Origin of the sequence: Litoribacillus peritrichatus (genome assembly GCF_039537985.1) — a bacterium.
Lineage (GTDB): Bacteria > Pseudomonadota > Gammaproteobacteria > Pseudomonadales > Litoribrevibacteraceae > Litoribacillus > Litoribacillus peritrichatus.
The window spans coordinates 18495-31345 of record NZ_BAABBN010000012.1 but is presented as its reverse complement, the minus strand read 5'-3'; the positions used below and the strand labels follow the sequence as shown (position 1 = coordinate 31345).

Here is a 12851-nt window from a genome sequence, read left to right as displayed (position 1 = left end):
GGGGTTAAGTGCTGTGGCATTTCAAGTTGCCACAGCACTTATGAGGGGCCGGGAATGCTTTCTGAACACCTCAGAAAGAATAAAACAGTTTGCCTTTAAATCCGCTGATATCTTCAGAGCTTGGGCTTGCAATATATAGAAATGTAAGCGCTAAGAAATCGCTGGAAGTATGAGCGGGTCTTACTGAAAATCCAATCTCATTGAAGTTGTCTGCGTAAACTTCGTCCCCAAAGTATCTGGAATCGGTAAGAATGTACTGAACGTTGGCAGGATAAGAAAAAATATCGACTAACGTATCAATAAGAACCCCGTTTTTGGTGACTTGGTTTGTAATGTCTGGGTCTACTTCGTAATCGTCAATGTCTAAAGGCAGTGTTTTGTAGTAGCCCGCCATGTTACCAATGCTAACCGAGATCTCATCGCCTGCTACAGATAGGGGGTCAAAGGTGTACATGCTGGTAATGGCGCCTGAAATCATTTGAGCACCATCATATAAGTCTTCAGATGCGGTAACGCCATAATCAAGTACAGGCGTTAACAGCCAATTGGCGTTGACTGGGAATTGGTAGGTAATTCCTAAACGCGCTTTGTAGGTTTCGGAGCCTTCTGTGTCGTTGTAGCTCAGAGGAAGGTCGATGGTTAAATTGCGACCGTTTTCATCCGCCCAGGTGTATTTCAAGGGTAAAGTCCAGTTATCAGAGGTTTGGCCAGCCTGGTCATATTGTGCGTAATCAATACCAATACCAATTCGGTTTTCGTCGGATAGATCAGAGGCTGCAATGTTTGCCTGGCTCCGATCAAAGCCGACGCCAGCATCAAAAGCACTGTCCACCATCATGTTCATCATTGCAGAAGGGTTGCCTGCGATAGGGCTGCTCGGGGAGATTTCAACCAGCTTTCTGTTGATTTTATTGGCTGTATTCGAGTCTTTCCCTTTTAAGTAATCAAGCAGTTGATCAATGGCGTTGTCTCGATCGCCTTGGCCGTCAAACTGTTCGTTGATACCCAAATCGGGTATAGAAAATATAAGTGTCTGGCTGTTGGTCTGAAACGTCATCCGCATAGGCAGAGAGCGATAATTAATGGTGGAATCTACGAAGGTAAAATCTTCTTGGTAGTTGGAGAAGTCTTGTTTGAGGTTATCGTTATCCAACTGCTTTATGAGGTCTTCTGTACTGGAATACTCAAACATTTTAGTGTTACTGGGGTTCGGGGCCTGGCCAACAGTAAGATCCATATTCATTAAAGATCCTCCGTGCGCCATCGTATGAAGGCCTAAGGTTAGTATTGTTATTCCTATTAGTTGTCTGTTCATTATGTGCCACCCCGGCTGCAATCACTGTGTAGAGCAAATATAGGAGAAGCTTCTTATAACGCTAGTAACTTGATGGTTGAATTTATTCAACAGGAAGTAAAAACTTTGGAATTGATGATGAATGAATATGAGAATGTTTGTTTATTTAAAGTTACATGAACTTACATTCAGAAATAGCCTGAAGCCTTTGAAAGCCACAGAATTTGGGTGTTTTTAGAAAAATTGTAGAGTAGTAATTGGTCAGAGATTTGCAGTGAAGCTGTTTTGAAGAAAGTAAGAAATCAGGAAGAAAAAGTTAAATGGAACAAACTGTTTAGTTTCTTAAAACGAATATCGATTGAAACCTTGTATGTCCATAATTTGTGCGAAGTGTTGTTCGAAGTAAAGAGCAATAAAGCCAGCAAAGAAGCTGGCTTTATTGACGAATTTATTGCGTTGCAATAATGACAGGACTGCTATTCAGTGACTAACTGAATGTACCGAGGGTCAATGTTCTTTTTGTAGTAAGCCAAGCCCAGTTTTGAGAGGTATTCCATTCTGTCCGCATTCATTGGGTCAACATCCGGTGCGGTTAATCCGTTTTTTTCGTAAATGGTTTTCAGTTCATCTGTGTATGCATTACCAATGATAAGCATGGCTGCAGCACCTACGTCAGGCTTAACGTCTGAATTTAAATCGTCCGGTAGGGAGATGGCGATCACGACGGGTTCTTCATTTCCACCAAAGCGCAAATTACGTTGTTTTGTCGCTTGTTCTGCCCAAAAGTAAGCCAGCTCTTTGCTTTGAGACAGGCAAATCGGATCTTTATTTTCTTTGTAGGAGCCGCCAATGGTGGACATGGTCTTTTTGGCGCGAGCGTTGGATTCTTTATCGCCTGATTGCAATAAACCTTTTTCCTGGATGGACTCTATCAATCCTGATGCTGTGCCGTGATACCAAACATTGCTGGTTTTGAAACCGTTCTCTGAAATCAACTGATCAGCATCTTGTAAGTAGGTAGGAATTTGTCTGTCTGTCATGGTGTTTTATGGCTCCGAAAAAAACAGCCCGTTATGTTATACAGAAGGGCATACCGCATTTGGGCGAGCATTATAACAGGCTTAATCGTGTTTGTTGATTTATAGGGTTGGGGGGTGGTGAAACGCCGACTTAGAACTCTTTAGGCGCATACCCGGTCATTTTGGTGATCCCCATTTCTTTGCCTAACGCCGTCATTGGGTGAACCACGACAAGCCCTCGTACGGACTTTTTCAGTTTGCCCATGTCGGCTTGTTCTGTTTTGGTCAATTCGCGATGGAATGGCATCGCTTTAATGGTGTCGCTTTTGCTACTGACCTGACGAGATTTCTGGCCTTTGATGCTTTCCACTTTTTTCAGCGTGACTGATATTTCTTTTTGAAATCGTTGAACGACTGAAGGGTCATCTCTTTTTTCAGCAGCAACCAACTTATTGCGTAGCTTGTCGAGTTTGTGTTGAAGTTGCTGAAGTTCTTTATTTAAATTCATGGGATAACCTATATACCAAAGTGCGTAAGCGCGAAAACTGAATACCAAGCGATAATTATATCAGCATCCAAATCATAAGTCGTAATGAGAATGGTGTGAGCTGGAAGAAGAGAGGTATGTTCGTTTGAATATACAAAAGCCCGAGGTTATCCCGGGCTTTCATATGCGTTCATATACGCTTGTATACGTGAATTAGTCAGGAATAAAAGTTAAAAAATCATTTAAACCTATGACGTGTCGTTGAATTGGCGCCTTCGTTATCCGTGACGGTTAGGGAAATCTCCCGAATGTTGTTTCGCTTCAGGTAATGGTTTGAAACGAAAGCCCACGGTTTAGCAATGGTTTTATTGCCGATCGTCCAGCTTTGCTGCTCAATATAGCCATCTGGATCGTAGCTGTTGCTTGTGAGCAACCACCAGAACCAAAAGCGGTGCGCTTTGATTTCTGCTTCAGGGGCTTGGTTCCGATCAAAAGCCAAATCAATGATCACAGGGTCGTGGTCTGAAGAGCGGAACGGGGTGGGGGAGTAAAAGGATTCAATCTGGGAAGGGCTTTTATGCTCTTCGTTATAATCCAGCGCCCTTGGCTCATCGGCATTAATGTGCCAGCTTTGAGTCGAAAGTACGTGTTCGGCCATGCTTGCTGATGCTAATGCGTGGTCTAAGGTGCCGCTTTCACCACTGAAAAGATAAGTATAACTGCCGTTTTCTTTTAGCGAAGTATAGCCCGCTTCGATGATGGTGGTGATTGGGTCTTCTTTTGCGTATGCGTTTAAGTCACCCAGGATGATTCTATTTTCGGTATCTACGTTCGTTGGGTTGGATGCTAACCAAAGGGTGAGAGCTTTTGCTGCCTGGGTTCTTGTTTGGTTGTAAGCGCCCTGGCCATCATTTTGGTCACAATCTTCGTGGTCTGCACAGTTGCGGGGGCCTTTAGACTTTAAGTGATTTACTACCAGGGTAAAGACTTCTCCGGAAGCGAGGTCGGTAAAACTTTGGGTCAAAGCAGGACGATTCAGATCATCACGGAACAGAGGCTTGTTTTGTTCGTCCAGAGGCGAATTAGCACTGTTTAATATCGCAGCATTATTAAGTAATGCGACTTTTGACGGACGATAAATCATGCCTACTGCAATGGCGTCGTCGCCGATTCTTTCAACATCGGGTTTTATATAAAGATACTCCTGGCCCTCCGCCTGCAGTTCATTCAGCGCGTTCACTATGGTTGAAATGGCGCTGAACTCATTGAAGCCATCATTTTCGAGCTCCATTAGTCCGACTATGTCGGCGTTGATGGTATCGAGGGCCGAGATTAACTTTGTTTCCTGTCGTGTTAATTCCGACGGAGTGTCTGCGCCTCGCTCTGTAGGAAATCCATCACCAAGGCCATCGCCATTGAAATAGTTCAATACGTTAAAACTGGCAATTCTCAGCTGACTTTCAATTGGGCTTTCCGGGGCTTGAGGTCGTTCATTGGTGTTTTCAAAGTTGGGGGTTGAGGTGGGGAGTAATTTATAGTCGCCGAATGAATAATTTATGATGCCGGCTAAATTGGTAACCTGGTTACCTGCGCGTAAGGTATTGTGGGCTGTCAAGCCAGGTGAAGGATAGACAACATTGTCGGGGTTTTGCGCTTTGAAGCCGTCATCTACGATCAGCAAGTTTAAATCGTTTTGAATGTCTATCTGGTTGGCTTCTGCGCCGGGTGTTGCTATCTCAGTGGGTATGAACTTACGACCATTGGCGACAGCGAACTCTCCATAACGGCTTAAGTTGTACACTTCGTTTACGGTTAGGGTGCTCGGAAAGGCCACTCTCATGCCTTCTGTGTGTTCAGGCTCTGAAGCGGTGTTGAAAGGCAGGCTCAATTCAGTATAGGCGGGCAGGCTTACTTCCGTATCGCAGATTTCGACCTGATTCACTTGGTTCAGCTGGGTCAGATTAAAAAACTCATCCACGACGCCTGCAACAAGGACTCGATCCCCCACGTTCACTGGTGTCTCTGAGTGGTATACAAACAGGCCTTCGGACGTTGTCGGATCATTGTCTGTATCGCTGTTTTCTTCTTGGACAAAGAAGCCGCCTAAGCGATCACTTTCTTGAAAGTTACCAATAACGACGGCTTCAATGACAACGCTTTCACCTACTATGGGGGACTGAGCTCCTGATCCCTGAATACTTGAAATGAAGGTTACCGGGTCTCCACAAGCGTATTGAGTGGGAGGTTCTTGATTGCCGTTGCCGGGGTTGCCAAGGTAGGTGAAAGTGTCCTGGTCGTAAACGTCCCATTCTTCAGAAATCTTAAAGGCATCGTTTATGTTCGTATCCCCCGTGACTACGGACGATTTTCTGACCAAGGTAACATCTTTCGCAAAGTTTTCGCTGCTACCGAGCTGTCCGATGCGATCGACAACCTGATTGTCATTTTTTAGTAAAAGTACATCGTTACCGTTAAAGAAGGACACTGAAGAAGTGAGGTTAGCAACATTCTGGATGTCTGTGGTTGCCGAAGGGTGTGCGATGACGTAACTCTTGTTGGGTTCTAAAGTGCCTGTCAAGTTAAGGGTATTGGTTGTGGTCGTATTGCCATTTGAATAAAGCTCGATGAGATAATCTGAAAGATCTACGGTGTTGACCCCGGTATTGGTCAACTCAATCGCTTTATTGTTTCCAGAGCCTTCGATGTACTCTGAAAATATGATGTCTGCCTGAGTTGATGCAGAGCAAAGTGCTAACGTTGTGAGGCTGACTGCATAGGGTAGCCGTTTTGTTATTCTAAATCGTTGGAGGGTGTTCATTCTAAATCCTTTAGTTTTGTTATGGCTGTGACGTCTTGAGGTTGTAAAGAAGGAGCCTAAGACTAAAGGTGCTTTATGATAGAAAGTTGACAATTTGGTTAACTCAATAAGTCAGTTTTAAGACGCAAAGCTTTAAACGGATGCTTGATTGGAGCAGCAAAAGGCGCGGATTTGTTGCGTAAATGAGAAGAAGTGTGCACTTCATAAATTTCCTGTTTTTTGAACTAAACTGCTAAAAAGTCCCAAGAAATTGGTCTGATTTTGGAGAAAGATTTGTGAGTGTGACAGCACAGAGACCTAACCTGTGAAAGATAAGCAAGTTTTTACTCGTTTAGTCGAGTGTTCTCCTGGCGGAATTTTTTATACCGACAGTGACGGCGCTTGTACTTTTATCAGCTCTTCCATGTATGACATGTTCGGTTTAGAACCAGAAAACTGTTTGGGTGAAAACTGGACAGAGTACATTAACTCCTCATCAGGCGGTTCTGTTCAGTCGAACTGGTTGAAAGCACTGAATGCTCAGGAAACGTTTGAACAGGAGTTTTTCCATGTCAGCCCTCAGCTGGGAAAGAGGACGTTTCGCGCAAAGTTAAAGCCGATTTATGAGGGCTCCGATTTCATGGGTTACGTTGGCTCAGTCGTCGATGTTACCGACCGATATGAAGCAGAGCACCACTTGTTTGAGACGGAAGCCCGGTTTAAAAAATTGTTTGATTTCGCCGAAGTTGCTATTTGGGATGAAAATTTTACAGGGGTATATTCAGAGTTAGATCTTCTTCGTAAGAGTGGTGTTCACAACTTGGCGGAGTATTTGGACAAAAGCCCTGAGTTGATATTATCGCTGGCTCAAAAAATTCATGTTAACCATGTCAACATTAGAGGACTGGAGCTCTTTAATGCCGAAACAGAGGATGACTTACTATCCAGGATTGATACCACCTTCACTGAAAGCTCGGCAAAGGTCTTTCGGGATGAACTGATCGCGATTTGGAATGGTGAGGAATCATTCAGAGCAGAAGTGGACTTTAGAGCGCTGGATGGCGAGCTTATTACTACGATCCTTTCAATGCCTTTGCCAAAGTCAATCAGCGATGCGCTCAGTGTGCCTGTAAGCATTTTTGATATAACTGAGCGGGCGCAACTCATTAATGAGCTGACCAATACCGTGGCTCTGTTGCAAGAAAGTGAAGAGCGTTTTTCATTAGCGGTGAAAGGTTCCGGTGTTGGATTATGGGATTGGAATCTGCTGACAGGGGATGTTTATTATTCCGATAAGTTTAAAGAAATACTGGGCTATCAACCGGAAGAATTCCCAAACACGCAAGAAGCATTTTGGAGTGCCGTGCATGAGGCCGATGTTGACGCTGTCCGGCAAGCCGTTGCTGCGCACATAGAAGATTGTTCCGTGCCTTATGACATGGAATACAGAATCAAATCCCGACGTGGGGAATACTGCTGGGTAAAGGTGATCGGTCAGGCTGTTCGCAGCCAGGACGGCAAGGCAAGAAGAATTGCAGGTTCAATGATTGATATTACGGATCAGAAACTGGCGGAACATTTAATATGGCAACAAGCCAATTACGATAACCTTACCGCATTACCCAATCGCGCGATGTTTTTGGATCGTTTTGAACAGGAGGTTGTGAGGGGCAAACGCAGTGGTGATGCCTGTGCCTTGTTGTTTATAGACCTTGATCACTTTAAGGAGGTAAATGACACTTTAGGCCATAATGTTGGTGATCAGCTCTTGGTCGAAGCGGCAATGCGGATTCTGATGGTGATACGTGAAAGCGATACCGTAGGCCGATTCGGAGGGGATGAATTTATCGTGATGCTCACCAATATCGCGGACCCAAGCAGTGTTGAGCGAGTTGCCACCGCCATTGTTGATACGTTGTCTAAGCCGTTTAATCTAAATGATGAGGTGGTATTTATTTCGGCCAGTATCGGCATCGCTATGTCTCCCAACGACAGTGTGCATGTTGATGAGCTATTTAAATTTGCGGATCAGGCCATGTACGAAGCAAAAACCCAGGGGCGTAATCGGCACAGTTTCTTTACTGCCAGTATGCAAGAGTCTGCAACACGGCAAAGAAAGCTGATTAAGGATTTAAGGGGTGCTTTAGAACAGGAGCAACTGGAGGTTTACTATCAGCCCATCATTGACCTGAAGTCAGAAGAAATTTATAAAGCCGAAGCATTGATTCGTTGGCACCACCCCGAATACGGCTTTGTTAGTCCGGTTGAATTTATACCCTTGGCAGAAGAAACTGGGTTAATAATTGAAATTGGTGAGTGGGTATTTCAACAGGCGGTTAACCAAGTAAAAGAATGGCGTCGGTTAATCAATCCGGATTTTCAGCTCAGTGTGAACAAGTCTCCGGTTCAGTTCCATCAGGAAACCCCTAGCAATTGGGCTGAATCTCTTTCTCGCAGTGGTTTGTCTGGTAATGCCATCACCATTGAAATAACGGAGGGGCTGTTACTGGAGTCAGATCAATCGGTAAAAGATCAGATAGAAAGTTTTCATGTGGCCGGGATTCAGGTGGCCTTAGATGATTTTGGGACGGGTTATTCCTCGCTTTCCTATTTAAAGAAGTTCGATATTGATTGCCTCAAAATAGACCAGGCTTTTGTTCGTAATATGGAGGAGGGCAGTGAAGAGCATATTTTATGCGAAGCCATTATTGTTATGGCGCATAAACTGGGCATTAAGGTCGTAGCAGAAGGCATAGAAACCGAACAACAAAAAGTACTTCTGGTTTCCGCCGGTTGTGACTATGGGCAAGGATATTATTTTGCTAAGCCGGTGGAAGCAAAGATGTTGACTGCTCAGCTCATTAAAGAGAAGCGGTGCGCTTAAACTTCATCAGAATTAAAAAAGGTCAGCAAGTGCTGACCTTTTTGCTAATTAAGCAAATGCTTATCAGGCATTGATCATTGCATTAATGATCTTGTTGAAAGTAGGGCTAGGACGCATTACTTTCGCCGCAACGTAAGAATCCGGATGGTAATAACCATACAGCTCTACAGGCTTGCCTTGAACACTTCTTAGTTGGAAGACGATGTCTTCACGGTGCTCGTCCAGGTCTTCTTTCAGGTCTTGGAAAACGGCCTTCAATTCAGCATCCTGATCTTGCTTAGCCAGCTCTTGTGCCCAGTATAGACATAGGTAGAAGTGGCTGCCTCGGTTGTCCAGTTCACCGACCGAACGTTGAGGTGATTTGTCGCGCTCAAGGAAGTGAGATGTTGCATTGGTTAATGTTTCAGCAAGCACCAACGCTTTTGAGTTGTTGGTCTTGTGACCAAGATCTTCAAGAGACACTGCCAGTGCCAGGAACTCACCCAATGAATCCCAACGAAGGTGGCCTTCTTCCGCCATTTGTTGAGCGTGCTTAGGGGCTGAACCGCCTGCGCCTGTTTCATACAAACCGCCGCCAGCAAGCAGAGGAACGATTGAAAGCATTTTCGCACTGGTGCCAAGCTCAAGAATCGGGAACAAGTCCGTCAGGTAGTCACGCAGAACGTTACCAGTAACCGAGATGGTATCTTCTCCGTTCTTAACTCGTTCAAGAGTAAAACGAATTGCTTCTACTGGCTCTTTGATCTGAATGTCCAAGTTTGCAGTATCATGATCCTGAAGGTATTTATTCACCAGCTTAATCAGGTTTGCGTCGTGAGCTCGGTTTTCGTCTAACCAGAAAATAGCCGGTTGACCGGTTTTTTCAGCACGATCTACGGCCAGTCTTACCCAGTCCTGGATAGGCGCGTCTTTAGTTTGACACATGCGCCAAATGTCTTCTGGCTCGACATCGTGAGACATCAGTGTTTCGCCAGCCTGATTCACAACGCGAATCTGACCTTCGTTTTCAATGATGAAGGTCTTGTCATGAGAACCGTATTCTTCAGCCTTTTGAGCCATCAAGCCTACGTTCGAGACATTCCCCATAGTTTGTACATTGAAAGCACCGTTTTCTTTACAGAAATCGATGGTTTCCTGGAAAATGCGAGAGTAACAGCGATCCGGGATCATTGCTTTTGTATCGTGAAGACGACCGTCCGGGCCCCACATACGACCGGATGCACGAATACATGCCGGCATAGACGCATCAACAATGATGTCATTCGGAACGTGTAAATTGGTGATGCCGCGATCGGAATCAACCATGGCCAATTCAGGCTGGGTTTTGTAGATCGCTTTGATGTCCGACTTGATTTCTTTTTGCTGATCCGACGGCAGTGTTTTGATTTTTGCGTACACATCGCCAATGCCGTTGCTTGGATCGACGCCCAGCTCTTCAAAAACATCGCCGTGCTTATCAAAAACTTCTTTATAATAAACCGTTACAGCATGGCCGAACATGACAGGGTCAGACACCTTCATCATGGTAGCTTTCAAGTGCAATGAAAGCAGGATGTCTTGTTCTTTTGCTTCTTCAATTTCTTTCTCGTAGAAAGCGCGCAGTGCTTTTGCACTCATACGGGAAGAATCAATGACTTCGCCAGCCTGAAGCGGCGTAGATTCTTTAAGTACGGTGACGCTGCCGTCTTTTGCAACGAATTCGATTTTTACATCGTCTTCGGCTTGCATGATGACGGATTGTTCGCTGCCATAGAAATCATCGGCGTCCATGTGTGCAACATGAGACTTTGAATCGCTCTTCCACTCACCCATTGAGTGTGGGTGTGTCTTGGCGTATTGCTTAACCGGAGCAGCAACGCGGCGGTCTGAGTTGCCCTCACGTAATACCGGGTTTACAGCACTGCCTAAAATTTTTGCATAGCGCTTCTGGATGGCGGCTTCTTTGTCGTTCGAAGGCTCTTCTGGGTAATCCGGGATGTTGTAACCTTGAGATTGAAGCTCTTTGATGGCAGAGACAAGCTGAGGTATTGAAGCACTGATGTTAGGTAATTTAATAATATTGGCTTCTGGTGTTTTCGCCAGTTCGCCTAATTCTGACAGTGCGTCAGATTGTTTCTGATCTTCAGATAAGTTCTCCGGGAAGTTTGCAATGATTCTGCCTGCAAGTGATATGTCCCTGGTTTCTACGCTGATGCCTGAAGATTTAGTGAACGCTTTAATGATAGGTAGCAATGAGTAAGTTGCTAATGCTGGAGCTTCGTCCGTTTCTGTATAGATAATTTTAGGTGTGTTGTTTGTCATTCTTCGTCCTGAATTGCTTATGGCTTTAATATCAGGTGCTTATCGAAAGACGACTTGTGGTCATCTTAATGTTCTTTAAGCCTGTAATAAATCGTTTGAGCTGCGCATTATATCAGAATATATATTGCAATGAGATTATGATCTTTAAGAGATTATAGACAAATTTCGTCAAATAAAAGAGAAAATGCTTTATTTGAGTGCGCTCTTTGCATTATGTCTGTGCAAGTCTTTTTAGTTGCATGTTTAGTGTGCAAAATCCCTGCTGTTGATCAAGTCCTGTTTTCTGCGCGTTCCATGCTTAGTCCATAATTTTTATGGAAGGTTCCTAATCTTTATTTCTGCTTCGCTCGGCAGGCACATAAAGCTGTTTCATCAAGTAATCTTTAAAATCGGCATGGTACGATTGTTTGTCGACTGCAATTTGCATACATGCCAACCAGGCATCTCTTTCGGCCGGGCCAATGTCAAGGTGTCTGTGAGCAACAGGGATTCGAATAGCGCCGTATTTCTCGCTGTACAATTTAGGGCCGCCTAACCAACCACATAAAAACCGAGTAAGTTTATCTCGGGACTCTTCGAGATTGTCCGGGTGCATGTCGCGAATGGTTTTTGCTTCCGGAATGGAAGACATGACGGTGTAGAAGTCATCCACTAACTGTTTGATGCCTTCGTACTCGCCAGCGGCTTGAAAGGATGCGTCGGCCGTTCCGTAGGGAAGTTTTTCTGTCATAGATAAAAATTCTATTTAAACTGGGTGAACTGAATTGATTCCAAGTATATCAAACCTCATGATTTAAATACCTGAAAAATAAAGGCTGACGAGTGACAGATCATAAAATTCCGGTGAATATAATCACTGGCTTCCTGGGCGTAGGGAAGACCACAGCAATCATCCATTTGTTAAAGAATAAACCCGCAGACGAACGTTGGGCGGTTTTAGTTAATGAGTTTGGTGAAGTGGGCGTAGATGGGGCGATTTTGAGCGGTTTATCTCAAGAGCGTGGGAGCAAGGGAAGTTTGCCCCGGAATGAGGTCGATGTTAAAGAAATCCCCGGTGGCTGCATGTGTTGTGTGAATGGCTTGCCGACGAAGGTTGGTTTAAATGCTTTGTTGAGTAAAAAGCCGGATCGGTTGTTAATAGAACCTACAGGGCTTGGGCATCCGCACGAGATCATAACGATGCTTTCTGGCGATGATTACAAAGACGTTGTAGCGCTAAAGTCAACGTTCACACTGGTTGATCCCAAAAGCTTAAATAATGATAAATACCAGCAACATGAAGTATATCAGTCTCAATTGGCGGTGGCAGATTGGCTATTGGGAACTAAGTCAGACAAGTATGCGGAGTCCGATAAACTTGCCTTTCAGGCGTGGTTTTCAGCGTTAAAAAAAGCGAAGAAAATTAAACCAACCAGTCGTTATCAATGGATTGCTCAGGGTCAACTCAAACATGCTTGGTTGGATTTTGACATCGATCAGCCAGAGGGTATTGTTTGCCACGACCACGACCACGACCACGACCACGACCACGACCACGACCACGACCACGACCATCACTATTCTTCTGCTGAGTTACCAGAAAATTCCGTCTGGAGTCGTAAAGAAAACGAAGGGGAGGGTTTTTACAGTTGTGGTTGGACCTTTAACCGGGACGCAGAGTTTGATGAAGCGCAGTTGATGGTTTGGTTGAAGCAACTTGAAGTTGAAAGGGTAAAAGGTGTATTTCCGGTGAGGAATAAACACCTTATGGTGAACGGTCAGGGCACCGAGCTGGATTGCCAGTACTTATTGAATGCTTCGGAGTCTGGCGCAGCCCGGATGGAAATCATTCACTTTGAACGCCTTGATTGGCAAAACATAGAAAAAACGTTGTTAGGGTTACTCATCGAATAACCACCTGAAATCGGTGCATTTGCAAGTAATCCGAATGCCGTTCGAACATTTCCTGCCATTCAACGCATGATTAATTGAGTTAAATCAAGTAGAATACGCCGCACTTCTTTCGCGGCTGTCTCTTTTTAAGTGCGATTTAGCACTTTTTAGAAATGAGGAGAGGCGGTCTTAGTAGT

General features: G+C 44.6%; 9 protein-coding genes. 3 read left to right on the top strand and 6 right to left on the bottom strand.

Translation table 11 applies throughout. The features are described from left to right. Nucleotides 1-70 precede the first annotated feature (70 nt). Nucleotides 71-1243, bottom strand: a complete 1173-nt coding sequence (locus tag ABD744_RS16575; protein WP_344799666.1) for a hypothetical protein — start codon at nucleotides 1241-1243, stop codon at nucleotides 71-73. 336 nt (nucleotides 1244-1579) lie between these two features. Here ABD744_RS16575 and ABD744_RS16570 point away from each other — a divergent pair, with 336 nt between their 5' ends. Further along, nucleotides 1580-1759: a hypothetical protein gene (locus ABD744_RS16570; RefSeq protein ID WP_344799665.1), complete on the top strand. Its 180-nt coding sequence runs from the start codon at nucleotides 1580-1582 to the stop codon at nucleotides 1757-1759. An 11-nt stretch (nucleotides 1760-1770) separates the two neighbouring features. On the opposite strand, the gene ABD744_RS16565 is transcribed toward ABD744_RS16570, so the two are convergent. The 3 genes from ABD744_RS16565 to ABD744_RS16555 all read right to left on the bottom strand — a co-directional run bounded on the left by ABD744_RS16565 (nucleotide 1771) and on the right by ABD744_RS16555 (nucleotide 5618). After that, a complete protein-coding gene (locus ABD744_RS16565; protein WP_344799664.1) occupies nucleotides 1771-2334 on the bottom strand; it encodes a hypothetical protein in 564 nt (187 codons plus the stop codon). A gap of 130 nt (nucleotides 2335-2464) precedes the next feature. Beyond that, nucleotides 2465-2821, bottom strand: coding sequence for a YibL family ribosome-associated protein (locus ABD744_RS16560; RefSeq protein ID WP_344799663.1), 357 nt, complete (start codon nucleotides 2819-2821; stop codon nucleotides 2465-2467). A gap of 217 nt (nucleotides 2822-3038) precedes the next feature. Continuing rightward, a complete protein-coding gene (locus ABD744_RS16555; RefSeq protein ID WP_344799662.1) occupies nucleotides 3039-5618 on the bottom strand; it encodes an ExeM/NucH family extracellular endonuclease in 2580 nt (859 codons plus the stop codon). 304 nt (nucleotides 5619-5922) lie between these two features. Here ABD744_RS16555 and ABD744_RS16550 point away from each other — a divergent pair, with 304 nt between their 5' ends. Beyond that, the gene (locus ABD744_RS16550; RefSeq protein ID WP_344799661.1) at nucleotides 5923-8481 is read left to right on the top strand and encodes a sensor domain-containing protein; all 2559 of its coding nucleotides are present in this window, start codon (nucleotides 5923-5925) and stop codon (nucleotides 8479-8481) included. Between the two features lie 63 nt (nucleotides 8482-8544). On the opposite strand, the gene ABD744_RS16545 is transcribed toward ABD744_RS16550, so the two are convergent. Next, on the bottom strand, nucleotides 8545-10782 hold the full coding sequence (locus tag ABD744_RS16545; protein WP_344799660.1) for an NADP-dependent isocitrate dehydrogenase: 2238 nt from the start codon (nucleotides 10780-10782) through the stop codon (nucleotides 8545-8547). 325 nt (nucleotides 10783-11107) lie between these two features. Further along, entirely contained in the window at nucleotides 11108-11512 is a 405-nt protein-coding gene (locus tag ABD744_RS16540; RefSeq protein WP_344799659.1) for a group II truncated hemoglobin, read from the bottom strand. Between the two features lie 92 nt (nucleotides 11513-11604). On the opposite strand from ABD744_RS16540, the gene ABD744_RS16535 reads away from it, so the two are divergent. After that, on the top strand, nucleotides 11605-12675 hold the full coding sequence (locus ABD744_RS16535) for a CobW family GTP-binding protein (protein WP_344799658.1): 1071 nt from the start codon (nucleotides 11605-11607) through the stop codon (nucleotides 12673-12675). Nucleotides 12676-12851: the final 176 nt, after the last annotated feature.